This is a genomic window from Nocardia araoensis NBRC 100135, from assembly GCF_000308435.1.
GTDB lineage: Bacteria > Actinomycetota > Actinomycetes > Mycobacteriales > Mycobacteriaceae > Nocardia > Nocardia araoensis.
Genome location: NZ_BAFR01000186.1, coordinates 1 through 26,897, shown reverse-complemented (window position 1 = coordinate 26,897; position 26,897 = coordinate 1). Strand labels below are relative to the sequence as shown.

8 protein-coding genes are annotated in these 26,897 nt (G+C 69.6%); 7 read left to right on the top strand and 1 reads right to left on the bottom strand.

Annotation, left to right across the window (positions count from 1 at the left end; genetic code table 11):
- A partial coding sequence (locus ON21_RS24735) for an AMP-binding protein (RefSeq protein WP_039801382.1) occupies window positions 1-2,107 on the top strand: 2,107 nt, incomplete at its 5' end.
- Here the strand turns inward: ON21_RS24735 and ON21_RS24730 are convergent.
- Window positions 2,097-3,233, bottom strand: a complete 1,137-nt coding sequence (locus tag ON21_RS24730; protein WP_039801381.1) for an NAD(P)/FAD-dependent oxidoreductase — start codon at window positions 3,231-3,233, stop codon at window positions 2,097-2,099. The genes ON21_RS24735 and ON21_RS24730 overlap by 11 nt on opposite strands.
- A 178-nt stretch (window positions 3,234-3,411) precedes the next feature.
- On the opposite strand from ON21_RS24730, the gene ON21_RS24725 reads away from it, so the two are divergent.
- From ON21_RS24725 to ON21_RS24700, 6 genes are all read left to right on the top strand, one after another.
- Entirely contained in the window at window positions 3,412-4,779 is a 1,368-nt protein-coding gene (locus tag ON21_RS24725; protein ID WP_051021307.1) for a wax ester/triacylglycerol synthase family O-acyltransferase, read from the top strand.
- Window positions 4,780-4,966: 187 nt separating this feature from the next.
- On the top strand, window positions 4,967-5,419 hold the full coding sequence (locus ON21_RS24720) for a pyridoxamine 5'-phosphate oxidase family protein (protein ID WP_039801396.1): 453 nt from the start codon (window positions 4,967-4,969) through the stop codon (window positions 5,417-5,419).
- Between the two features lie 271 nt (window positions 5,420-5,690).
- Window positions 5,691-7,334 (top strand): MFS transporter, encoded by a 1,644-nt coding sequence (locus ON21_RS24715; protein ID WP_051021308.1) that lies wholly within the window; start codon window positions 5,691-5,693, stop codon window positions 7,332-7,334.
- A 167-nt stretch (window positions 7,335-7,501) separates the two neighbouring features.
- The gene (locus tag ON21_RS24710) at window positions 7,502-8,404 is read left to right on the top strand and encodes a universal stress protein (protein ID WP_039801380.1); all 903 of its coding nucleotides are present in this window, start codon (window positions 7,502-7,504) and stop codon (window positions 8,402-8,404) included.
- 226 nt (window positions 8,405-8,630) lie between these two features.
- Window positions 8,631-11,456 carry a cation-translocating P-type ATPase gene (locus ON21_RS24705; RefSeq protein ID WP_051021306.1) on the top strand — a complete coding sequence of 942 codons (2,826 nt, stop codon included), beginning with the start codon at window positions 8,631-8,633 and terminating at the stop codon, window positions 11,454-11,456.
- 1,174 nt (window positions 11,457-12,630) lie between these two features.
- Window positions 12,631-26,897: non-ribosomal peptide synthetase (locus ON21_RS24700; protein WP_169332727.1), on the top strand; the 14,267-nt coding region annotated here is incomplete at its 3' end.

Below are 26,897 nucleotides of genomic sequence, written 5' to 3'. Positions count from 1 at the left end.
GTTCACCGAGGCGCAGCCGCTGTTCGAATTCGGCGAGCGCGACGTCTGGACGCTGTTCCACTCCTTCGCGTTCGACTTCTCGGTGTGGGAACTGTGGTGCGCGCTCGTGACCGGCGGCACCGTCGTCGTGGTCGACTACGCGACATCGCGCTCACCGGAACTGTTCCGCGAGTTGCTGATTCGCGAGCGGGTGACAGTGCTGAACCAGACGCCGTCGGCGTTCTGCCAACTGATCGACGCCGATCGGGACGCCTCGGCGGCATCCGGCGAACTCGCGCTGCGGTACGTGATCTTCGGCGGTGAGGCGCTGGATCTGCGGCACCTGCGACGCTGGCGCGAGCGTCATCCGGGGGAATCGCCGCGGCTGGTCAACATGTACGGCATCACGGAGACCACCGTGCACGTCTCCTTCCTCGACGTCGGCGCGGATCTGATGGACAGTCCGGCCAGCCTGATCGGTCGCGCGCTGCCCGGACTGGACACCCACGTGCTGGACATCCGTCTGCGACCGGCGCCGGTCGGTACTCCCGGCGAGATCTATGTCGCGGGCGGTCAGCTCGCCCGCGGCTACGTGGGACGGCCCGGACTCACCGCGACGAGGTTCGTCGCCGATCCCTTCGGGCCGCCGGGCTCGCGGATGTACCGCTCGGGCGACCTCGCGCGCTGGGGCCGGTTCGGCGGCGACGCCGGGCTCGCCTACGGCGGTCGCGGCGACCAGCAGGTGCAGTTGCGCGGGTTCCGGATCGAGCTCGGGGAGATCGAATCGGCGCTGGTGCGGTGCTCCGGCGTGCGGCAGGCCGTCGCGCTGGTGCGGACCGACCCCACGCTCGGTGATCAACTCGTGGGCTACGTCCTGCCCGAGGCGGGTGCGCGGCCCGACCCGGTCGAGTTGCGCGATCAGGTGGCCGAATATCTGACCGGCTACATGGTGCCCGCCGCGATCGTCGTGATCGACGCCATCCCGTTGACCCCCAACGGCAAACTCGACAAGCGCGCGCTGCCCGCGCCCGCCTTCCGCGCGCGCGAGTTCCGTGCCGCCGTCACTCCCGTGGAGGCGACCGTCGTCGACGCCTTCGCCGCGGTGCTCGGCGCCGAGCGCTTCGGCATGGACGACAACTTCTTCGAGCACGGCGGGAACTCCCTGCTCGCCGCCAAGCTCACCCTTCGGCTGTCGGCCGCGCTCGGTACTCGGATCCCGGTGATGCGGGTGTTCACCGCACCCACGCCCGCGGAACTGGTCGCCGATCTGGCCCGCAGGGCGAGCGGCGAAGTCGAGACCGAGGCGGCCTTCGACATGCTGTTGCCGCTGCGTCCCGGCGGTTCGGCCGCGCCGCTGTTCTGCGTGCATCCCGTTTCGGGCATCGCCTGGTCGTACGCGGGCCTCGCCGCCTACCTCGATCCGGAACGACCTCTCTACGGCCTGCAAACCCCCGTGCTGGCGAGCGATGAGGTGATGCCGGATTCGATCGAGGAATGGGCCCGCCGCTACCTCGAGTTGATCCGCGCGAAACAGCCGAACGGTCCTTACCACCTGCTCGGCTGGTCCTTCGGCGGCGTCATCGCGCACGAGATGGCGGTCCAGCTGCAACGCGAAGGCGAGCGAGTCGCGCTGCTCGCGGTGATGGACAGCTACATGGCGGATCCGCCCGGCACGCCGCCGGGTGACGCGGGCCGGGTACCGGTGGCCGAATTGATCGGCGGTCTGCTGGGTGAGCAGGCCGGGGACCTCGGCAACGTCGCGGAGGTGGACTGGGCCGCGTTGCCCCAGAAGATGAGCGAACTCCCGGAGCCGTTCGCGTCGTTCGGCGCCGACCGCGTCACCCGGATCCTCGACGCGGCGGTGCACTCGGTCGCGCTCCGCGGCGCCTACCGTCCGCCGGTGTACCGGGGCGATGTCATCTATTTCACCGCCGCGCTCGACGATCCGACCGGCTGTGTCGGCGCGTCGATCTGGAGCGAGGTCGTCGACGGCCGCGTGCACAACCACCCCGTGTCGACGACGCACTGGCGGATGACCGTGGCATCCGGTCTGGCCGAGATCGCCGCGGTGCTGACCAGCGCATGGCGGGCGGACGAGCCGGGCGGGGAAGAGCCGGTCAGCCGGTGAACCAGCGGCCCAGCCGGGCCGCGGCGGCGGTGGACTTCTCCTTGGCGAGGTCCACCGACGGCGGGGTGAACGGGGCGACCGGCGCCGGGCCGGAGAGGAAATCGGCCTCCACCTTGCCGACCAGCCCGCCGCCGAACTCGATGTGGCAGGTGCCCCGCCCCCGGTACCGTTCCGACGGCGCCGAGCCGCGCGACTCGGCCTCGATGCCCGCGGCGACCGTGCGGGCGGCGTCCTCGGCGAACACGCCCGCCCGCGGGACCGGTGCGTCGGCGCAGTCGCCGAGGGCGTAGACGCCCGGATACGGCGTCGCGAGGGTATGCGGGTCCACGGCGATCCAGCCGTCGTTTCCGCCCTCGGTCAGCCCCGATGCCTCGACGACCGCGGGAACCCGGTGCTTCGGGATCCCGATGAACAGGTCGTAGGGCTCATCACCTGCCCTGGTGATCGCCGTGCGGCGGTCCGGGTCGAGTGCGTGCACCCGGCGTCCCGGCGAATGGGCGATGCCGCGCCGGGCGAGCGCTTCGACGATGGCGGCGGAGGTGTCCGCGGACACCGGAATCGGCGCGTCCATCGGGGTGAGGAATCGTATGTGGGTGCGGTCCCTGACCCCGCGCCTGGCGAGCGCCTCGTGCAGCAGCATCGCGCCTTCGTAGGGCGCGGGCGGGCACTTGAACGGGACACTCAGCACCGCGAAGACCACCGCTCCGCCGTCGAAGCTCGCGAGGCGCTCGCGCAATCGGCGGGCGCCGTCGATCGAGTAGTACTCGTAGCCGTCTTCGACGAAGCCGGGGGTCGCGCCGGGGTCGTAGTCCGCGCCGAGCGCGACGACGAGGATGTCGGGGTCGTACACGGCCTGATCGGTGCGGACCCGCCGGGTTTTCGGGTCGATCTCGGTGACCTCCTCCTGCCGGAATTCCACGCGCGGATGGGTGAAGCGGGCGTACGGCACCCGCGCGTCCTCCGGCGGCAGGTCACGGAAAAGAATGTCCAATTTCGCGAAGCCGAAGGTGAACGAGTCGTTCCGGTCGACGAGGACGACACGGTACTCGTCGGCCGGCGAACCCGACAGACGGGTGGCCAGCTCCAGCCCTCCGAACCCCGCACCGAGAATGAGTACGGTTCGCATACGCCGATTCTTCTCCCGGTGCCGTCGCCGAGTCCATGCTGCCGACGACCGAGGTCACAGCCTCTGGGCGGCCGGCGCGCCGTGGCCGGAGTGCCCTGCATTCGGTGACCTTCGGCCATCATCCGCGCCGACGCTTCGCGCGATGCTGGGGAGACGAAGCGACGTGAATGAGCACCCCATGACAGAACTACGGCCTCTCGATTCGGGCTTCATGGAACTCGAGGACTCCGACCGGCATATCAGCCTCGGCATCGGCGCGGTGGCGATCATCTCCGGCGCCCCGCCGAGCCGGTCCGAGTTGAGCGACGTGGTCGCCAGGGGTGTGGAGCGAAACGCGCGCCTGCGGCAGAGAGTGCGGCGAGCGCCGCTCGACCTGGCCACGCCGGTGTGGGAGGACGACCCCACTTTCGATCTCGCGCATCACATCCGGTGGGCCGCGTTGCCCACGCCGGGTGACGAAACCGTGCTGTGCGAACTGCTGGCGACGGAACTGGAGGAGCGGCTCGATCGCGATCATCCGCTGTGGCAGTGCGTCGTCGTCGAACACCTCGCGGGGGACCGCTGGGCCTTGCTCGTCAAGGCGCATCACAGCCTGGTGGACGGCGTCTCCGGGGTCTCGGTGTTCCGCAGTTTCTGCGATGCCGTCGCCGAGCAGCCGCGAGATCCCGGGGCCGAGCCGCAGGGCCGTACCGAGGTGCGTTGGCCGGATCTGGTTCGAGCGGTGCCGCGGCTGCCCGTCGTGGTGCCGCGTTCGGTGGTCGCCATGACGCGCGGTCTGGCTCCGCTGCTGTCCGCCGTCGTGTCGCCCGCGACCGAGTGCTCGCTCAACGGCCCCATCGGACGTCAGCGCCGGTATGTCGTGGCCCGGGCCGCGCTGTCGGATGTGCACGAGATCGGTGCGGCGTTCGACGTCACGGTCAACGATGTCGTCCTGGCCGCGGTCGCCGCCGCCTATCGCGAACTGCTGGCCGGCCGCGACGAACGGCCGTCGCCGGACAAACTGCGTATTCTCGTTCCGGTCTCGATGCGCTCCGAACAGGCGAAATACACCCTGGACAACCGCGTTTCGGCGGTACTGCCGTTCCTGCCGATCGAAATCGGGGACCCGGTGGAGCGGCTGAAGACGATCCAGGAGCGGATGAACAGGCACAAGTCGGGAGGCGAAGCGCAGGCGGAGAAGTCGGTGCTCGCGTTGGCGGGCCTGCTGCCGTTCGCACCCCTGGCCTGGAGTCTCCGTCTGCTGGCACGGTTTCCGCAACGAACCGTCGGCGCGCTGGTGACGAATGTGCCCGGTCCGCGAGAACAGCTGACCGTGCGCGGACATGTGGTGTCGGAACTGTTGCCTGCCATGCCGATCGCCATGCGGTTGCGTACCGCGATCGCGGTTCTCAGCTATGCGGGCAACCTGACCTTCGGCATCACCGGAGATTACGACACCGCACCCGATATCGCCGTGCTCGCCGAAGGCATCGAGCGGGAGATCCGGCGGTTGCGGGAGCGCGCCGGGATCCGGCGACCGTCCAGGCCCGAGGTCGGGCGACCGTGACGCGCCTTCTCGGCGGTGGGTTCCCGGCCTCGGGGAGCGGCCGTGTGGAGGGGACGGATCGGGGACTTTCTGCCCTGTCCGCCAGGAGGACTCGGTGATGGTATGGGAGGCCGTGGTGTCGAGTGAAGACCGGAGAGTGAGGTCGTTGCCAGGTGGATGCACGCGCGATGTGCCCCGGCCCGAGATCATGATCGCCTCGAACGGCAGTGCCACGGACAACCGCGTTCCGGGTCGCAGGATGGTCGAGATCGACCGCGAGGAGGCACTGCGGCTGCTGGCCGGCGTCCCCTACGGACGCGTGGTTTTCACCCGCGATGCGTTGCCCGCGATCCGGCCGGTCAACCACTTCGTCGACCGCGGTGTGGTCATCGTGCGCACCCGGGTCACCTCGCGGCTCACCGGCACCGTCCGTGCCGATCCCTCCGTCGTCGTGGCCTACGAGGCCGACGACATCGACGCGGTGACCCACGCGGGCTGGTCGGTCGTCGTGACCGGTCTCGCCCGTACCGTGACCGACCCCGAACGGGTCGCGCGCTATGAGCGGCTGCTGCGCCCGTGGGCCGATGGGGTCATGGACACCGTCATCGCCATCGAACCCACGATCGTGACGGGTGTCAGGCTGCTCGGCGAGCAGAAGTAGGTCACGCCGCCGAGCGAGCGCTTGGCGAGCCGCAGTGGGCGACTGTGATCAAATAGGGAAGCTGTGACGGCGTTCCCCCGGCCGCTCGCGATTGTCCGACTCGGGCCGGGCGGGGCGCGTGGCCGATCCGGCCACCGGACCAGAACACGGCAGGTGGCCCCGCGAGCCGCCCGCCGATGCCGGGGCGTTGCTCGATTCCGGCACGATGACCGCTGCCGTAGCCGAGCGCTCGGGGCCCGAGCGCTCGGCTGAACCGGGACGGAACCGAGACATGAGCATCGAGAGTTCGTCGGTATCGCAGGCCAGGCCGAATTCCGTGCTGGTGCTGAGTGTGCTGGCCGCAGGGCAATTCCTGATGACGCTCGACAGCTCGGTGATGAACGTGTCGATGGCGACCGTGGCCGAGGACGTCGGCACGACGATCACCGGCATCCAGACCGCCATCACCCTCTACACGTTGGTGATGGCGTCGCTCATGCTGACCGGCGGCAAGGTGGGCACCATCCTGGGCCGTCGCCGGGCATTCGGTGTCGGCCTGGTGATCTACGGCGTCGGTTCCGCCACCACCGGCCTGGCGCCGAATCTGCCGACGCTGCTGCTGGGTTGGTCGCTGCTGGAGGGTATCGGCGCGGCCCTGATCATGCCCGCGATCGTGTCCTTGGTCGCGGCGAACTTCGCCCCGGAGCGCCGCCCGGCGGCCTACGGGCTGGTGGCGGCGGCAGGCGCGATGGCGGTCGCGGTGGGACCCCTGCTCGGCGGCGCGGTGACGACGTACGCGTCCTGGCGGTACGTCTTCTTCGGCGAGGTCGTCATCGTCGTGCTCATCCTGCTGGTGCTGCGCAGGGTCGAGGACGCCCCGGCGGAGCAGGTACGGCTCGATCTCGTGGGTTCGCTGCTGTCGGTGGCCGGGCTCGGCATGGTCGTCTTCGGTGTCCTGCGATCGAGCACGTGGGGCTGGGTGCTGGCGAAGCCGGGTGGACCCGCCGTGCTCGGACTTTCCCCGGTCATCTGGCTGCTGATCGCCGGGCTGCTGGTGTTGTACTCGTTCCTACGGTGGCAGACCCATCTGGTGGACACCGGACGGGAGCCGCTCGTCGACCCGGGATTGCTCCGTAACCGGCAGCTCACCGGCGGCTTGAGCATGTTCTTCGCCCAGTTCACCGTGCAGGCCGGGGTCTTCTTCGCGGTGCCGCTGTTCCTGTCGGTGGTGCTCGAACTCAGCGCGCTGGGAACGGGCGTGCGCATCCTGCCGCTGTCGGTGGCGCTGGTTGTGGCGGCGACGGCGATTCCGAAGTTCCGGCCGCACGCGAACCCGCGACGCGTGGTGCGGCTGGGACTGGCGTCGATGATCGCGGGCATCCTGATCCTCGTCGCCGGCCTGGATCCCGGAGCGAACGCGGGAGTGGTGTCGATTCCGATGCTGCTGATGGGACTGGGACTCGGTGCCCTGGCCTCGCAGTTGGGTGCGATCACCGTCTCGTCGGTCCCGGATGCGCAGAGCGGCGCGGTCGGTGGGCTGCAGAACACCGTCACCAACCTCGGCGCATCGCTCGGCACCGCCTTGATCGGTTCGGTGCTCATCGCGACCCTGACCTCGTCGGTCGTCACGGGCATCGAAACCGACCCCGCGATTCCCGCGTCGGTTCAGCAGCGGGCCACCACCGAACTCGCCGACGGCGTGCCGTTCCTGTCCAACACCCAGCTCCGGGACGCCCTCGCCGCCGCGGGGGTCGAGGAGGCCACCGCGAACGCCGTCGTGGCGGTCAACGCCGAGGCGCGGCTGGAAGCCTTGCGGGTGGCGTTGGCCGTCACAGCCCTGCTCGCCATCGCCCCGCTGTTCGCCACCGGCAGGCTGCCACGGCGAACGGTCGCCGGGCCGAGCCGGGATGACGCGGGCGCCACCGACGATTCCTGAAACTGCCTCCGCCCCGCGGTGTGACCGATGAGGCGAGGTCCGACGGCCCGCCCGGTGAATGACCTTGGTCTCTGCCACACCCGTGCGAGACGCGAGATGCTCGATGCCGATGGCAGCGGCCGCATACGACCGGCGGTGCGGCATCCGTCTCGACGGAGGGAATCCACATGACCACCGAAAGCCGCTCGCGCACAACCGACCTCGACTTTCCCATCTTGGCGGCCGTCGACGGCTCGGCCAGTTCGTATCAGGCGGTCGCCTGGGCGGCGGTCGAAGCCGCGCTGCATCATCGCCCGCTGCACATCGTCACTTCGATGGCGATCCGAACCGGCTCCGGGCCCGGTATCTCCCTCGGCGAAGCCGACCTGGAGTGGTTGCGCAGCGACGGCGAGCGCGTCCTCGCCGAGGCCGCCCGGGTGGCGCGCACGGCGGTGCCCGGCGCCGAACCCGCCGTCACCACCGAGGTGACTTTCGAACTGATCATTTCCATGCTCATCGAAAGGTCCGCGCGAGCGTGGATGCTGGTGGTGGGCAGCCGCGGGATCGGTGCGTTCCAGCGCGGGCTGCTCGGCTCGGTGAGCACCGCGACGACCCATCACGCGCGCTGCCCGGTCGCGGTGATCCACGGCATCGCGGCGATCGACGCCGTGTCGGCCCGGCAGCCCGTGCTGGTGGGCGTCGACGGCACCGACAACAGTGTGGCCGCCGTGGAGCTGGCGTTCGAGGAGGCGTCGCGGCGAAAAGTCGACTTGGTCGCGCTGCACGCATGGAGCGACACCAGCGGTCTGGACGTACCGGTCCGGGGCTGGGACGGCGCGCGCGAAGCGGCGGAGGCGGTACTGGCCGAGAGTCTGGCCGGCTGGGCCGACCGCTACCCGGACGTCTCGGTGCGGCGTGTCGTCACGGCGGACCGGCCGGGGCGATCGTTGCTGGACGAGTCGGCGAACGCGCAGCTGGTAGTGGTCGGCAGTCACGGTAGGGGAGGATTCGCCAGCATGCTGCTGGGATCGACAAGCAACACCTTGCTGCACTCGGTGGACGTCCCTTTGATCGTCGTTCGAGCGCGCTGACGGCTCACTTGTGATCCGCTGTCACCAGCACTGACACCGCGTCGGTCGCAGTGCTGTCTCCTTTGGGCGAATGTCATGTGGCTGCCGCTTGCCCGTGGTTGTCTGAATACCTCACTGCGACAGCATGGCGATCCGAACGGGTCGACCTCGAGCCCGACGACGTCCGAGTCGGGGCGTCCCTGGAGAACCGCCGTGCGAGTCCCAGCCGAGAAAGGACCAGCGGGACATGGCAACGACGGAATCGGCGCGAGACCGAATACCTCGGGCAGGCGGCCCGGACACTCGCCCGGTCTGGTACGCGCAGGACGCGGACGCGGTGCTGGCGGCCTGCGGCTCGGATCGACAGTCCGGCCTGACCACGCCCGACGTCGATGAACGGCGAAAGCAATACGGCCGCAACGAGATCGCCGCGCAGCCGGCGCCGTCGGTCTGGGCGATGGCGCTGCTGCAGTCGAAGGATCCGATGAACCTCATGCTGGTCGCGGTGGCGGTGGTCAGCGTGATCATCGGTGAGATCCCGACAGCGCTGGTGGTCGGGGTGCTGGTCGGGCTCAATGTCGTGCTCGGCACCCAGCAGGAGGTGAAAGCGCGCGCCAGCGTCGACGCGCTGGCGAAGATGCAGACGCCGCAGGCGCGAGTAGTTCGCGACGGTGCGCTGACCCTCTGCGCGGCGACCGAACTGGTACCGGGCGACATCGTCGAATTGGAGGCAGGTGACATCGTCCCCGCGGACGGCCGGCTGCTGAAATCCACCACCCTCGAGACCCAGGAAGCGGCGCTGACGGGGGAGAGCGCGCCCGTCGCCAAAGACGCCCGCACGCTCGGCGCCGCCGACGTCCCCCTCGGCGACCGCGCCGACATGGTCTTCCAGAACACGTCGGTCACGCGCGGCACCGCCACCATGGTGGTCACCGAGACCGGCGCGGATACCGAGATGGGCCGGATCGCGTCGATGTTGTCGGCGGTCGCCCCCGGCAAGTCGCCGTTGCAGCGGGAACTGGATTCGCTGACCAAGGTGCTCGGTGCGATCGCCTGGACGGCGGTGGCGATCATCGTGATCATCGGGGCCATCCGCGGGCAGAGCGTCACGGCGCTGCTGTTGCTGGGAATCTCGATGGGTGTGTCGGCGATTCCGACCGGCTTGCCGACGTTCGTCCAGGCGATGCTCGCCTACGGGGCGCGTCAGTTGGCCGATGCGAAGGCCGTCGTCAAGAACCTCACCGACGTCGAGACGCTCGGTGCGACGAGCGCGATCAACTCCGACAAGACCGGCACGCTGACGATGAACCAGATGACGGTGCGATCGCTGTATTTCCACGGCCGGTGGTACGCCGTCGAGGGTCATGGCTACGACAAGTCCGGAGCGATCACCCACGCCGCCGGGCAGCCGGTACCGGATTTCACGCTGCTGGCCTACGGGCTGTGCCTGGACAGCGACGCGACCGTCGCCGACAGCGGAGCGGTCGTCGGCGATCCGACCGAGGCCGCACTGGTGGTGCTGGCGGCCAAACTCGGAGTCGACGCTCCTCTCACCCGCCGGACATATCCCCGGGTCGCCGAGGTGCCGTTCGATTCGGCATACAAGTTCATGGCGACGTTCCACCACCTCGAAGTCGACGGGACCACCCGCTTCGTCGAGTTGGTCAAAGGCGCACCGGACGTCGTCCTGGACAGGTGCGCGACCGCGTTCCGCCCCGGCAGACGAGCCGCGCCGATCGACGAGATGCGCCAGGAGATCGTGGCCGCCTATCGCGACATGTCGGAGCGGGGCTTGCGCGTCCTGGCCTTCGCCGCACGCTTGCTCGACGAGCAGGAGCAAGCCGCGGTGGCCGACCCGATGTCGTTCGTCGCGGAGCTCACCTTCGTCGGCATGGTCGGGATCATCGACCCGCTGCGGCCGGAGGCAGTCGACGCGGTGCGCACGGCGCAGGCGGCGGGCATCGAGGTCCGGATGATCACCGGGGATCACGCGATCACCGCGTCGGCCATCGGCGCCGAACTCGGGCTCGGGCCCGGCGCGATCGGTGGCAGCGAACTGCGGTCGATGACCGACCGGGAGTTGTCGGCTGCGCTGCCGAATCTGCATGTGTTCGGGCGCGTCACCCCGCAGGACAAACTGCGGCTGGCCGACCTCATGCAGCGCGGCGGCGCGGTCGTGGCCATGACCGGCGACGCGGTGAACGACGCCGCCGCACTGAAGAAGGCCGACATCGGCGTGGCGATGGGATCGGGCAGCGAGGTCACCAAGCAGGCGGGCAAGATGGTGCTCACCGACGACAACTTCGGGACCCTGATCACCGCGATCCGGCTGGGTCGCGGCATCTACGACAAGATCGTGTCGTATATCCGCTATCAGATGGCCAAGTTGTTCTCGCTGGTAGCGCTTTTCCTCGTCGCCAGCGTCTTCGACATCAACGACGGCGTCGCGCTGACCCCGCTCATGGTGCTGTTCCAGCATTTCTTCATCACCCTGTTCCCGGTCGCGGTGATCATGCTCGATCCGCCGCCGCCGGACCTGATGAACAAGCCGCCCCGCGACCCCGCGAAGCCGATCGCGAACCGGAATTCGTTCGCGCAGTGGCTGGCTTACGGTGCACTGCAATTGGCCGTGACGCTCGCCGCGATGCTCCTCGCGCCGGGGGAGATGAGCACCACCTCGGCGAGCGTCCCGATGACCATGGCGTTCGTGGTGCTGTCGTTCGGCTCCATCCTCAGTGGCCTGGTCATGCGGCGTGACCCCGAGTCCGGTCTGACCGCACCGGTTCTCGGCGCGGTGAAGATCCTGTCGATTCCACTGGTCGTCACCGTGTTCGCGGTCGAGATCGGCTTCCTCCAGGATCTGCTCATGACGATGTCCCTGACGGGCGGTCAGTGGCTGGCCTGCCTGAGCTGGTCGCTCGTCGTCCCGATCGTCATCGAAGTGGAGAAGGCGGTGCGACGTCGCCGCCGAGCCGGCACGCCCGCTCCGATTCCCACAACGGCGGCGGTCGGTCCGGGCCGGGTCGGTGGACGAACGGTGCTGACATCGCATCGTTCCGGTGATCGTCGATAACGTCGACCCCGGCGTGCGGTTGGAGACGCAACGCCGATTTGCCGAACTCTCCTACCGAGAATTCTTCTACGGGGTATTCGGCGGCATCGACGCCGCCACGATGCCGTCGCGGGCCGAATGGCTTCGGCGTTGTGCCGTGTCGAGCCGGGCACGGCAGTCGTGCCGATTGCTCCAGTGTGGGCGCCGATGGCCGGCGCCTGCCCCGGCCTGGGATCGGCCGCGTGCATCCGCGTCCTGACCGGGGCGATGTCCGCTCGTTGGCACTGATCGACAACCGCAGGCCGTGCGTGGAAATCAGGGTGAACCCTGCAATTCCTGCGGAAACCGCCCTCGCCCGGAAGCGATTCTCGGCGCGTGCGATGGCGCGAAAAACAATTGATTGCCCGATATGAGCCCGCTGCCGAACGGAAGTATGTGTCGCGAGCAGGTATCCGGTAAGGCTGATCTCGAGGTGATGGAATGGATAGGTGGGCGAAATTTACGTCACCCTGTGGCATTTGGCGGAGAGGTATCCATTCGCGATCGCAGTTGGATTGCCACATTATTGCTATGAGTCCGAGTGAGTAATGCATCGCCGATCGGCGACGCGGCAGGAGAGGTGTTGCGGCCCTTGCTCGGCTGTCTCGATGGTCACGGCCGCACCGGCTTGATTCCGTCCCTGACCCGGGATGTACGATGCCTCATCGCAAGTGTGTGTCAGTGGGTACATGCCCCAGAACCAGGGTCTTCTTCTCGGGATGCGGCGACGCGGGAGCGGTGCCGCGCGAGGTATCCCATCGGTTCGCATTGCTCGAGACGGATCCGAAACACCGGCGTCCGTGCGGGATCGAGGGGTTTGATGCGACTAGACTGACCCGGGCTGCTGTCGGATAGCTTGTTCCATCAGAGTGTCGATGCTCCACCGTGGATTCAAAAGTTCTGTTTTCAGATTTTGCCGACTCGAAATGCCGACAAACGGGAGGTGTGGGAGCTGTCGCAAAGGCCGCTGCGGTGTCCGGTTCGGATACCGGCCACCGGCTGATCGAGCTACACGCGAAACCTGAACGGCGCGGCGAACAGCAGGGCTAGCGCCGCTTCTGAGAATGAAGTGCATATAAGCCAGATTTCGGACGCGGTGCGCCGGCGTGCTTCCGCGATGCCCGCACGCGTCCGGGTAGGAATAAGGGGTCATGCGATGCATCCGAAGTCAGAGGGAACCACCGATGGCGAACTGGGACTGATTCCGCTCTCGAGTGCGCAGTACGGCATGTGGCTGGCTGATCATGTGCCCGGTGGACCGGCTGTCAACATCGCACACTGTGTCGAGATCCAGGGCCCGGTGGACTACGACGCGTTCACCCGGGCGGTGAACGACGGCGGTCACGAAACCGAGTCGCTTGTGGTGCGTGTGGTCGAATCCGACGGGCGCCCCTATCAATTCGTCGACCGCGGGATCATCTACGACGAGCCGGTGCTGGATTTCAGCGATGCGGAGGATCCGGTCGCGACGGCGATGGAGTGGATGCGCCGCGATTACAACACCAAGGCGGTCGACCTCAGCCGGGACCGGCTCACCGAGACGAGGCTCATCCGGGTAGGCGAAGACCACTACTTCTGGTACGGCCGCGCGCACCATCTGGTGATCGACGGGTACGGCGCCTTCAACAGCTTGACCCGGATGGCCGAGCACTACAACGCCTTGCTGGAGGGCAGGCCGCCGACGCGATTGGACGCGGCGAGCCTGCGCGACATCGTCGAAGCGGAGCATGCCTATCGCGCCAGCTCGCGGTACGAGACGGACAAGGCATATTGGCTGGAAAAGGTTGCCGACCTGCCGAAGCCGGTCAGCCTGTCCGGCCGCACCGCCCGTTCCGGCAAGGTCGACCGCGTGGCCGGTTTGCAGCTGCCCGCCCACCTGTCCGACCGGCTCGACCGCTACGCCGACGAGGTGAACGCGTCCGCCGCGCAGGTGGTGATCGCGGCGTTCGCCGCGTTCCTGGCCAGGATGACCGGCACCGAGGACGTCGCGCTGTCGCTGCCGGTGACCGCCCGGGTGACCAAGCGCCTGCGCAACGCCGCCGCGATGCTGGCGAACATGGTGCCGATCCGCTTCGCCGTACACCACTCGACCACCGTGGACGAACTGGTCCGCGCGTCGGTGTCCGAGCTCGTCTCGGCCATGCGCCACCAGCTGTACCGGTTCGAGGATCTGCGCCGCGACTCGGCCGCGATCGACTCGGCCGCGAACTCGTTCGGCCCGATCGTGAACATCCTGTTCTTCGACTCGGAGATCCGTCTCGGCTCGGCCGTCGGCCGCTACCGCGCGCTCACTTCCGGCGCGCTCGACGATCTGCAACTGAACCTGTACCGCTCGGGTGCGGACGCGCCGCTGCTCATCGAGCTGCACGGCAATCCGAACCTCTACGGGCAGGACGAACTCGAGTCGCACGCCGACCGGTTCCTCGATTTCCTGCAGCGGATGATGGACTCGCCGCTGGACACCCGCATCGGGGACATCCAGCTCGTCGGCCCCGCCGAGGAACTGCGCATCGTGGAGGAACTCGCGGGCCGCGACGGCGAATCCCCCTCGGCCACCCTGGTGGATCTGCTGGCCCGGCAGGCGGCGGCGACACCGTCCGCGGTGGCCGTGACGTCGGAGTCCACCACGCTCACCTACCGCGAACTCGACGAACGATCCAACCGGCTCGCCCGCAGGCTCATCGCACTCGGCGCGGGGCCGGAAGCGCTGGTGGCCATCGCGATGCCGCGGGACGCCGACCTGATCGTCGCCGCGCTCGGCGTGCTGAAATCGGGCGCGGGGTATCTTCCGCTGGACACCGCCCATCCGGCCGAGCGGCTCGAATACGTGCTCGGCGACGCGAATCCGATCGCGGTGGTGACCACGCGGGGCATGCGCGAGCACGTGCCGGGCGATCCCGGCCGCGTCCTGCTGTTCGACGACGTCCTCGCCGTGGAGGAGTCCGCGGACCCGATCACCGACGCCGATCGGACCGGCCTGCTGCGTCCCGACCACCTCGCCTACGTCATCTACACGTCCGGATCGACGGGCCGCCCGAAGGGCGTCTCGATCACTCATCGTGCGGTGTCCACCTATCTGGTGAACTCGTGCGCGCAGATCGGGATTCGTTCCGACGACGTCTGGACGCTGTTCCACTCCTTCGCCTTCGACTACTCGGTGTGGGAGATCTTCGGGGCGCTGGTCACCGGCGGCCGGATCGTCGTCGTGGACAGCCTCACCACCCGTTCGCCGGATGACGTGGTGCGCCTCGCGGCGCGGGAGAAGGTCACCGTCTTCAGCCAGACACCGTCGGCGTTCTATCAGTTCGCTGCCGCGCGGCAGCGGTACGCGCACGCCGGAGACCCGGAGGGCGAGCTGTCGCTGCGGCTGGTCGTCCTGTCGGGCGAAGCTCTCGATCCCGCCGGGCTGGCCGACTGGTACGAGCACAATCCGGATCTGCCGGTGCTGGCCAACAGTTACGGCATCACCGAGACCACCGTCTTCGTCACCTACACCGCCCTCGCACCGGAGATCGCCGTTCCTGGCGCACCGAGCACGGTCGGTCCGGCACTGCCGGGCTTGCGAACCTATGTCCTGGACGAGCGGTTGCGTCCGTGCCCGCTCGGGGCATGGGGCGAGATCTACGTCGCGGGAACACAGCTGGCTCGCGGCTATCTCAACCGGCCTGCGCTGAGCGCGGGACGCTTCGTCGCCGATCCCTTCGGCGGTCCGGGGCAGCGTCTCTACCGCAGCGGCGACGTGGCGCGCTGGAATCACCAGGGCGAGCTGGAGTATCGCGGCCGCGCCGACCAGCAGGTGCAGTTGCGCGGATTCCGGATCGAGCTGGACGAGGTCCGCAACGCGTTGCTGGCGCACGACAGCGTCGCCGCGGCGGTCGTCGTCGTGCACCTGCCGGGCACGGAGGCGGCCCGGCTGGTGGGGTACGTGGTGCCCGCCGTCGGCGCCACCTGCGAGCCGGACGGCTTGCGCGCCCACGTCGGCGGGATGCTGCCGGAGTACATGGTGCCGTCGAGCGTCGTCGTGATCGATGCGGTGCCGCTGACCGTCAACGGCAAAGTGGACTACCGGGCACTGCCCGAGCCGGTGTTCGATTCGGCCGCGTACGTCTCGCCCCGCACCGTCGTCGAGGAATCGATCGCGGACGTCTTCGCCGAGGTTCTCGGCACCGACCGGGTGGGCGTGTTCGACAGCTTCTTCGAACTCGGCGGCAACTCGATCACCGCGACCAGCGCGGCCGTGCGCATCGCGGAAGTCACCGGGTGCGATGTGTCGGTGCGCGACCTGTTCGTCAAGCAGACCGTCGCGGAACTGGCCGCGCACATCGAGGACGGGCATCGCTCCGGCAGGCCCGCGCTGCGGGCGGCGGACAGGCCCGATCCCATTCCGCTCGCGCCGGCGCAGAACCGGATGTGGCTGGTCAACCAGTCCGACCCGGACTCGGCCGCCTACAACATCCCACTGATCGTGCAGCTGACCGGTCGTCTCGATGCGGCGGCGCTGCGTTCCGCGCTGACCGACGTGATCGATCGGCACGAATCGCTGCGCACCGTCTACCCCGCCGTGAACGGCGAAGGGACCCAGGTGATCCTGCCTGCCGAGGAGGTCGTCGCGGGGCTCGACCTGACTCCGCGTCCGACCGACCCGGACGGCATCGAGGACCGGATTCGCGACCTGGCCGCGGTGGGAACCGATCTGCGCGAACGCGCCCCGATCCGGGTGGCGCTGCTGGGGACCGCCGACCGCAGGCGACATGTCCTGGTCGTCGTCCTGCACCACATCTGCTGTGACGGGTCGTCGCTGCGGCCGCTGGCGGCCGATGTCGCGGTGGCCTACGAGGCGAGGGCGCAGAAGAAGATCCCGGACTGGGAGCCGCTGAGCGTCCAGTACGCCGACTACAGCGTCTGGCATCACCGCCTGCTCGGCGACCCCGACGATCCGGATTCCCGCGCGGCCCGTCAGTTGCGGTACTGGTCGCAGCGTTTGGCGGGAATGCCGCCGGTGCTGGAACTGCCCGCCGACCGGCCGCGTCCGGCCCGCCGGTCCATGCGCGGCGACGTGGCGAACACCGTGATCCCCGCGGAGACCTTCGCCGGAATCGAGCGGCTGGCGCGCGCGGCCAATGTCACGACGTTCATGGTCGTCCACGCCGCGCTGGCCGTGCTGCTGGCCCGGATGTCGGGCTCGGCGGACATCACCATCGGCACGCCGGTCGCCGGCCGCGGCGAACGCGCGCTCGAGCCGCTCATCGGCATGTTCGTCAACACCGTTCCGCTGCGCACCGAGGTGTCCTCCGAGGAGTCGTTCACCGAGTTCCTGACGCGCGTCAAGGACATCGACGTGGACGCCTTCGCCAACAGCGACCTGCCCTACGAGCGTGTCGTGGACGAACTGCATCCGAAGCGGTCGGCGGCCTACGCGCCGCTGTGCCAGGTGTATCTCGCGTTCGAGAACATGGACCGGGCGAACTTGGAGCTGTCCGAACTCACCGTCGAGTTGCTGGATCCGGGCGCCGAACCGGCGAAGGTGGACCTCATCGTCACCGTCGCCGAGAACACCGCCGCGGGCGGCGATGTCGCGCTGCGGGTCAACTACGCGACGGATCTGTTCGATCGGGAGACCGTCGAAGAGCTGGCCGAACGGCTGAATCGGGTGCTCGACGCGTTCGTGACGAATCCGCGTGCCCAGGTCGGTGACGTGGACTTGTTGTCGGGGGTCGAGCGTCTGGGATTGGTCCCGGCCTCCGGCGGTCGTGCCGAGCCGCCGCGGGTGCTGGCGGACGTGCTGCTGGTCGGGGAGCGCACCGCGCCCGCCGTGGTGGCGGGGGACCGGGTGCTGTCCTATGGCGAGTTGGACGACTGGTCGAATCGCCTCGCGCGGCTGCTGATCGATTGGGGAGTGGGGCCGGGGGACCAGGTCGCGCTGGCGATGGGGCGGTCGGTGGAATTCGTGGTCGGTGTGTGGGCGGTGGCGCGGGCCGGTGCGGCGTTCGTGCCGGTCGATCCCCGCTATCCCAGCGAGCGGGTCGCGCACCTGGTGGCGGACTCGAATATCGCGGTCGCGCTCACCGTCGAGGCGTCGTGCACCTTGCTTCCCGGTCACGTGCGGCAAGTGGTACTCGACCATCCGGGCACCGAGGCGTTCCTCGCGACGCAGTCTCCGGCCGCGGTGACCGACGCGGACCGTGTGCGGGCCTGCCGGGTGGCCGACGTGGCCTACGTGGTGTACACCTCGGGCTCGACCGGCACGCCGAAGGGCGTGGCGGTCACCCACGAGGGCTTGGCGAATTTCGCGATCGAGCAGCGGGAGCGCTATCGGGTCGATCGCAGGTCACGGGTGTTGCAGGTGGCGGCGCCCGGCTTCGACGCGGTGATGCTGGAGTTGCTCATGGCGCACGCGAACGGCGCCGTGCTGGTCGTGTCGCCGCCGGAGGTGTTCGCCGGGGCGCGGTTGGCGGAGCTGATTCGCGCGCAGGAGGTCTCGCACGCGTTCGTGACCCCCAGCGTGCTGGCGACGATGTCGCCCGCCGGACTCGATTCGCTGCGGGTGCTGGTGGCGGGCGGGGAGGCGGTGTCGGCCGAGACGGTCGCCGTGTGGGCGCCGGGACGACGGCTGCACAACGGGTACGGGCCGACCGAGACCACGATCATGGTGGCGATCAGCGATCCCCTGTGCGTCGGCGATCCGGTCACCATCGGCGGGCCGATCCGCGGTGTCGACGCGGTGGTTCTCGACGACCGGTTGCGGCCCGTGCCGGTCGGGGTGACCGGACAGCTGTACGTCTCGGGTGTGCAGCTGTCGCGCGGCTACCTCAACCGTCCCGCCTCCACCGCAGCGACGTTCGTCGCCAACCCGTACGGCCCCGCGGGCACTCGCATGTACGGCACCGGGGACTTGGCGCGCTGGCGGGCCGATCACACCTTGGAGTACCTGGGGCGCACCGACTTCCAGGTCAAGATCCGTGGCCAGCGCATCGAACTCGGCGAAATCGAAGCCGTCCTCGCCGCGCACCCCACTGTCGCGGCAGCCGTCGTGGTCGGCGTGCAGGCCGAGGGCGGATCCCGGCTGGCGGCGTACGTGGTGCCCGCCGACGGCGCGGTCGATACCGCGGAGCTGACGAGGCACGCGGCGCAACGCCTGCCGTCGCACATGGTGCCGGACACGGTCATGGTGCTCGACACGCTCCCGCTGTCATCGGTGGGCAAGGTCGATCGCGCCGCCCTGCCGGAAGCGGAATTCGCGCCCGCCGTGGAGTTCGTCGCGCCGCGCAACGCCACCGAGCAGATCGTGGCCGACATCTGCGCGGGTGTGCTCGGCATCGAACGCGTCGGCGTGCTCGACGGATTCTTCGACCTCGGTGGCAACTCGCTGTCGGCCACCCGCGCGGCCGCGCAGCTCAGCGGTGCGTTCGGCGTCGAGGTGCCGTTGCGCGCGATCTTCGAGACGCCGACCATCGGGGCGCTGGCGGAGCGACTGCGCAGCGCCGATGCGGCGACCCGGGCGCCGCTGGTGCCGCAGGAGCGCCCGGACCGGATTCCGCTCTCGCCCGCCCAGGCCCGGATGTGGTTCCTCAATCAGTTCGACACGCGTTCGGCGGTGTACAACATTCCGCTGGTCGTGCGGATGTCGGGAGACCTCGATGTGGCCGCGATGCACGCGGCGATCGCGGATGTGCTCGAACGGCACGAGGCGCTGCGGACCGTGTATCCCGACAGCGACAGCGGGCCGCATCAGGTGATCGTCTCGGTGCCGACGGCGCTGCCCCCGCTCACGCCGGTGCCGGTCCCGCCGTGCGAGATCGAGGCGCGCGTCGCCGCCGAGGTCACCGTGGGCTTCGACGTCACCGCCGAGGTTCCGTTCCGGGTCGCCCTGCTGCGGGTCGCGGCCGGCGAACACGCTCTGGTGCTCGTCGTCCACCACATCAGCTTCGACGGGTCCTCGCTCGCACCGCTGGCCGCGGATCTGATGACCGCCTATCGCGCCCGGGTCAGGGACGAAGCGCCGCAGTGGACGCCGTTGCCGGTGCAGTACGCGGATTACGCGCTGTGGCAACGGAAATTACTCGGCAGCGAGGACGATCCGCACAGCCCGACCGTTGCCCAGACCCGGTACTGGCTCGCGGCTCTCGCCGGTCTGCCCGAGGTGCTCGATCTGCCCACCGACCGCCCGCGGCCCGCGAAGCAGTCCTTCCGCGGCGCGACGGTCTCGGCCACCCTTCCCGCGGATCTGCACCGCGAGGTGGTCGCGCTGGCCCGCAGCCACGACGCGACGGTCTTCATGGTGATGCACGCGGCCTACGCCGCGCTGCTGGCGCGGCTGTCCGGCACCGGGGACATCGCGGTCGGCACACCGATCGCCGGTCGCGGCGAGCCCGGGCTGGACGGCTTGGTCGGCATGTTCGTCAACACGCTGGTGTTGCGGACGCAGATCGAGCCCGGCGCGTCCTTCGTCCGGATCCTGGACCAGATCCGGGCCACCGACCTGGCCGCGTTCGAGAACGCCGACATCCCGTTCGAGCGGCTGGTCGAGGTGCTGAACCCGCCGCGCTCGACGGCGCACGCTCCGTTGACGCAAGTGGGCTTTTCGTTCCAGAACATCGAGATCCCCACGGTGCGGTTCGAGGGCCTGACGGTGTCGGCGCAGATGGCCGATCCGAGCGTGGCGAAGTACGACCTGCACCTGAATCTGGTCGACGCCTTGGCGGCGGATGGCGAACCGGGTGACATGGCGGTCGAATTCGGTTACTCGACGGATCTTTTCGACGAGGCGACGGTCAGGTCGATGTTCGACCGCTATCTGCTGTTGCTGCGCGCGGTCGTCGGCGACCCCGCCCGCGCCATCGGCGATATCGATCTGCTGACCCCGCAGGAGGCGCGCCGGATCGCGGCCCGGTCGAGCGGGGTGCGGACCCAGGTTCCGGCGGCGACGCTCGCGGACCTGTTCGCCGCGCAGGTGGCGGCGACGCCGGAACGTCCGGCGGTGCTCGACGCCGCCGGCGGCGCCCGGCTCGACTACCGCGAATTCGGGGCCCGGGTGAATTCGCTGGCCCGCGCACTGATCCGGCGCGGCATCGGGCCGGAGACCATCGTGGCGGTGGCGATGCGCCGCTCGGTGGATCTGCTCGCCACGCTGTACGCCATCCACGCGGCGGGCGCGGCCTACTTGCCGCTGGACCCGGACCACCCGGTCGACCGGGTGCGTTCCGTCCTCGCCGCCGCGCGTCCCGCCGCGATCCTCACCCGAACCGATGACCGGGCGAGTCTGCCCGGCGACGGGCCGGTCTGGACGCTCGCCGAACTGGAGGCCGAGCGCCTGGACGCGTCGGCGCTGACCGACGCCGACCGGATCCGGCCGCTGCGGCCGGAGGATCTGGCCTACGTCATCTACACCTCCGGTTCGACGGGTGTGCCCAAGGGCGTGGCGATTCCGCACGCCGCGGTGGTCAACCAGCTGCGCTGGATGCGCGATCACTACCGGCTCGGCGACGGCGACGTCATGCTGCTGCGCACCCCGGTGACGTTCGACCTGTCGGTCTGGGAATTGTTCTCCGCGCCGACCTGTGGCGCCGCCTTGGTCGTCGCCGGTCCCGATGCGCACGGCGACCCGCGTGAGATCGCCCGGCTGATGGCCGAGTACCGCGTGACCACAGTGGATTTCGTGCCGTCACTGCTCGCGGCGTTCCTCGAGGTGGCGACGCCGGATCAGTTCCCGCACCTGCGGCGCGTGCTGTGCATCGGTGAGGCGTTGTCCGCCGAGATCGTCCGCCGGTTCCAGGATTTCGGCGATGCCCGCATCGACAACCTCTACGGCCCGACGGAGGCCGCGGTCAGTGTCACCGCGCACCGGATCGACGCGGCCGAAGGCGCGGCCGTGCCGATCGGCGTCCCCGAGGCCAATGTGACGGTGCACGTGTTGGATTCGCGACTGCATCCCGTGCCGATCGGCGTCACCGGCGAGCTGTACCTGGGTGGCGTGCAGCTGGCGCGCGGATACCACGAACGACCGGACCTGACGGCGGCGACGTTCGTCGCCGATCCCTTCGCCGGCGCGCCCGGCGCCCGCCTCTACCGCACCGGTGACCTCGTGCGCTGGGGCGACGACGGCAACCTGCGCTATATCGGCCGCGCCGACACCCAGGTGAAGGTGCGCGGCCTGCGGATCGAACTCGGCGACATCGAAGCCGCGCTGCTCGCGCACGAGCAGGTGCGCGCGGCCGTGGCGCAGGTACGCGCCGATGGCGGCGAGCAGCGGCTGGTGGCCTACGTCGTCGCCGACACCGCGCTCGACGTTCGGCAGGTCCGCGGTTCGCTGCTGGACCGGCTGCCCGCCTACATGGTGCCGTCGTCGGTGACCCGAATCGACTCGATTCCGCTCAACGCCAACGGCAAAGTGGACCACCGAGCGTTGCCCGAGCCGGACCCGAGCGTCCGGGACACCGAGTTCCGGGCGCCGCGGGGTCTGGTCGAACAGGCGATCGCCGCGGTCTTCGCGGAACTGTTCGATCGCCCCGAGATCGGCGCAGACGACGACTTCTTCGAGTTGGGCGGCAACTCGCTCGTCGCGACGCGTGCGCTGAGCCGGATCGGGGACGTCGTCGACGTGGCCATTCCGGTGCGCGCGATCTTCGAGGCTCCGACCGTGTCCGCGCTGGCCGAGCGCATCGCCGAGTTGCGCGCGGTCCCGAGGCTGCCCGCGCCGACGCGGGTGCCGCGACCGGACCGTATTCCGCTGTCGCACGCGCAGACCCGGATGTGGTTCCTCAACCAGTTCGACCCCACCGCACCCGGATATGTGGTGCCGCTGGCGATCCGGTTGGAAGGCGCGCTCGATCCGGTCGCTCTGACGGCCGCCGTCGGCGATGTCGTCGAGCGGCACGAGAGCCTGCGCACCATGTATCCGGCGGTCGACGGCACACCGACGCAGGTCGTGCTGAACGCCGAGGACGTGCTGGCGACCTGTGATCTCACCCCGCAGCCGGTCGGCGAACGGGAACTGCCGCACCGGCTCGCCGAATTCTGCGGCACCGGATTCGACGTGGCCAAGGGTGTGCCGCTGCGCGTGGCGCTGTACCAGTTGTCGGACGAGGCGTGGACGCTCGCGCTGGCCGCCCACCACATCAGTTGCGACGGCTTCTCGGTGGCTCCGCTCGCCGCCGAACTGGTGACGGCGTATCGGGCGCGCTCCGGCGGCGCCGCGCCGGACTGGGCGCCGTTGCCGGTGCAATTCGCCGATTACGCCCTGTGGCAGCGAGCGGTCCTCGGCTCCGTGGACGACCCGGACTCGTCGGTGGCCCGCGACATCGCCTACTGGCGAACCCGACTCGCGGGCGTACCCGAGCTGCTGGAGTTGCCTGCCGACCGGCCGAGGCCGACCGAGCAGTCCCAGCGGGGCGCGGTGATCCAGGTCGCCATACCCGGTGAACTGCAAGGCCGGGTGGAATCGCTGGCACGGCGGTCCGGCGCCACCACGTTCATGGTGGTGCACGCGGCGCTGGCGGTGCTGTTGTCGAGGCTGTCCGGCAGCGACGACGTCACCGTCGGTGTGCCGCACGCGGGCCGGGGCGACCGGTCGCTGGACCACCTGGTCGGAATGTTCGTGAACACCTTGGTGCTGCGGTCGCGGATCACGCTCGACCAGACCTTCGCGAACCTGCTGGACCAGGTGCGGCGCACCGACATCGAGGCGTTCGATCACGCCACCGTGCCGTTCGAGCAACTGGTGGACGCGCTGAACCCGGTGCGGTCGACCGCGCACACGCCGCTGTTCCAGGTGCTGCTCGCCTACCAGAACATGACGCGGGCTCGCGTCGAGCTGCCGGGGCTCACCGTGGAGAACGTGGACCCCGGCGACAGCGCGGCGATCTACGACCTGCTGCTGATGATCGGCGAAGGCCACGGCACGCACAACGAGCCGACCGGCATGACGCTGCGCCTGACCTATGCCACGGACCTGTTCGACGAGGACACGGCGCGCCGCTTCGCCGACCGATTCGTCCAGGTACTCGATGCCGTGGCCCGCGACGCCGAGGTCACCGTCGGGGAGATCGGGTTGCTCGACGAGGCGGAGCGGTCCCGAGTGCTGGAGCAGTGGAACGACACCGGTGGCTCCGCCGCACCGGGCCGGACGCTCGTCGACGTCTTCGATGAACAGGTCGCGCGCACCCCGGACGCCACGGCGCTGCGGCTTCCGGACGGAAGCACGGCGACCTACCTGGACTTCGACCTCCGCGTCAACCAGCTGGCCCGCTGGCTCATCGGGCGCGGGGCCGGCCCGGAGACGATCGTGGCGGTGGCCGTCCGTCGATCGGCCGAGCTGGTCACGGCTCTGTACGCGGTGGTGAAGGCGGGAGCCGCGTTCCTGCCGATCGATCCCGACCACCCGAGTGCGCGTATCGCGCACGTGCTGGGCGCGGCCGCACCGTTGCTGGTGCTCACGACCACCGCCGACAGCGAGGGCCTGCCCGACGGATTCGAGTGCGCGTGGATCGACCGACTGGACGTCGCCGACCTGTCCGGCGCCCGGATCACGGACGCGGAGCGACGTACACCGCTGCGGCCGAACCATCTGGCCTACGTGCTGTTCACCTCCGGGTCCACCGGCGTCCCCAAGGGCGTGGCCCTGACCCATGCCGCCACCGTGAGCCAGCTCGCGTGGGCCCAGCGACAGTGGCCGCACGGAACGTCCGACGCGGTGCTGCACAAGACGCCGATCACCTTCGACATCGCCGTGTGGGAACTGTTCTGGCCGTTGCAGACCGGCGCGCACATCGTCGTCGCCGAACCGGGTGGACATCGCGATCCCGCATACCTGGCCGAGGTCGTCGCACGGAACGAGATCACCACCGTGCACTTCGTCCCGTCGATGCTCGACGTCCTGCTGGAATCGGCCGCAGGCGCGGAATTGCCCTCGATCCGGCGGGTGTTCGTCGCGGGTGAGGCGCTGGCGCAGCGCACGGTCGACGCCGCGGCGCGGGTCTTCGTGCACGCGGAACTGGTGAACTGGTACGGGCCCGCGGAGGCGGAGGTGGTCACCGCGCAGCGGTGCGCGCCGGGTATGGCGACGGCCGCCGCGGTGCCGATCGGAGCACCTGCCGCGGGCACGAAGGTCTACGTGCTCGATTCGCGGTTGCGGCCGGTGCCGGTCGGGGTCGTCGGTGAGCTGTACGTCTCGGGCGTCCAATTGGCACGCGGGTACCACGCGCGCGCCGACCTCACCTGCGGCGCGTTCGTCGCGAACCCGTTCGGCGTGGCGGGGGAGCGGCTCTACCGGACCGGTGACCTGGCGCGCCGGCGCAAGACCGGGGAGCTGGAGTACCTGGGGCGCGGCGACTTCCAGGTGAAGGTGCGCGGTCAGCGGGTGGAGCCCGGTGACATCGAAGCCGCGCTGCGCGCTGTCGGGCAGGTGGCGCGTGCGGTGGCCATCGTGACGACGGACCGCATCGTCGGTTACGTGACGTTGGCGCCGGGCGCGGTGACCGAGGGCCGCGCGATCCGCGAACAGCTGACGCGTACCCTGCCGTCCTACCTGGTTCCCGACGTCGTGCAGGTGCTCGACGCGATGCCGCTCACCGCCAACGGCAAGCTCGACCGGTCGGCGCTGCCGCGGCCGGTGTTCGACGACGGCGACGAGTTCGTCTCGCCGCGCACCGACACCGAGGTGGTGCTGGCCCGCCTGGTCGCCGAACTCACCGGCGCGGAGCGGGTGAGCGTGACCGCGAACCTCTTCCAGGTCGGCGTCAACTCGCTGTCGGCCGCCCAACTCGCGGCGCGGGCACACGCGGGCGTCGGTGTCGATGTCGGCATCAGGGACGTTTTCGACGCGCCGACAATCGAGGCGCTGGCCCAACGCATTTCGGCGCGGACCCGGTCCGCCGTTGTTCCGCTGACCGCCCGGCGGCGCCCCGGCGCGGTCCCGCTCGCGGCGGCGCAGCGACGGATCTGGTTCCTCAACCAGTTCGACACCTCGTCGGCCGCCTACAACATCTGCTTCGCCGCCCGCTTGACCGGTGCTCTGGAGACCGAGGCGCTGCGGGCGGCGTTCCTCGACGTGGTGACCCGGCACGAGCCCTTGCGGACGGTGTATCCGCTCGTCGACGGCGAACCCTGCCAGGTCGTGCGGGACGTCGAGACCCTCGCCGCGGACCTGGCGTTCGAGCCGGAGCCGCTGGCCGACGCGACGGAACTGACCGACCGGATCCGGAACGCGGTCGAGGCGGGATTCGACATCGCGGAGTCCGTACCCGTGCGTGCGCGGCTGTATCGCACCGCACCCCGCGAACATGTGCTGGTGGTGGTGGTCCATCACATCGCGGCCGACGGAGCGTCGATGGCTCCGCTCGCCCGCGACGTGTTCGCCGCGTACCGGGCGCGGGTGGGCGGCCACGCGCCGCGGTGGGAACCGCTGGCGGTCCAGTACGCCGACTACGCCATGTGGCAGCAGGAGCTGCTCGGTTCCGAGGACGATCCGGCCGCACTGATCGCGCGGCAGATCGAGTACTGGACCGACGCTCTGGACGGTTCCCCGGAACTGCTCGCCCTGCCGACCGACCGGCCGCGGCCCGCCACCCTCTCGACCGACGGCGCCGCCATCCGGTTCGAGCTGCCCGCGCGGCTGCACGACGACATCGTGCGGCTGGCCCACCATGAGGGCGTCACCGTGTTCGTCGTGCTGCACGCGGCACTGGCCATCCTGCTGGCGCGCACCGCGCACAGCGACGACATCTCGGTCGGCACCCCGGTGGCCGGTCGTGGCAGGCCGGAACTCGACGATCTGGTCGGCATGTTCGTCAACACCGTGGTGCTGCGTACGCGCATCGACGAGGATCGCTCGTTCCGGGAGCTGCTCGCCGAGGTGCGCGATGTCGATCTGGAAGCGCTCGCCAACGCCGACCTGCCCTACGAACGCCTCGTCGACGTCATCGGCCGACCGCGTTCCACGGCGTATTCGCCGCTGTTCCAAGTGATGTTCGGTTTGCAGAACACCGCGGCGGCCCGGTTCGAGCTGCCCGGGATCGGTGTCGAGATCATGGATCCCGGCGTCGCGCAGGCCAAGGCCGACCTCACGGTGCTGGTGACCGAGCGCCGCGACGGCGATCGGCCCGCCGGAATCAACGGCGAGATCATCTACGCCACCGACCTTTTCGTCGAGTCGACCGCACACGCGCTGGCGGAGAGGTTCATCCGCGTCCTCGAAGCGGTCACCTCCGATCCGGCGCGGGCGATCGGACGCATCGGTCTGTTGAGCGCCGCCGACACCGAACGCTTGGTGCCCGCCCGGGGCGGCGATGGCACGGAGCCTTGCCTGCTCCCGGATCTGCTCGCCACGGCGGTGGCCGCGGCTCCCGCGGCGGTGGCCCTGCTCGGTGACACCGAGACCCTCACTTACGAACAGCTGGATGCCAGGGCCAACCGGCTCGCTCGCCACCT

Coding starts and splice junctions, on each gene's coding strand:
- ON21_RS24730 (WP_039801381.1), bottom strand. CDS start 3,233: ATGCGAACCGTACTCATTCTCGGTGCGGGGTTCGGAGGGCTGGAGCTG.
- ON21_RS24725 (WP_051021307.1), top strand. CDS start 3,412: ATGACAGAACTACGGCCTCTCGATTCGGGCTTCATGGAACTCGAGGAC.
- ON21_RS24720 (WP_039801396.1), top strand. CDS start 4,967: ATGATCGCCTCGAACGGCAGTGCCACGGACAACCGCGTTCCGGGTCGC.
- ON21_RS24715 (WP_051021308.1), top strand. CDS start 5,691: ATGAGCATCGAGAGTTCGTCGGTATCGCAGGCCAGGCCGAATTCCGTG.
- ON21_RS24710 (WP_039801380.1), top strand. CDS start 7,502: ATGACCACCGAAAGCCGCTCGCGCACAACCGACCTCGACTTTCCCATC.
- ON21_RS24705 (WP_051021306.1), top strand. CDS start 8,631: ATGGCAACGACGGAATCGGCGCGAGACCGAATACCTCGGGCAGGCGGC.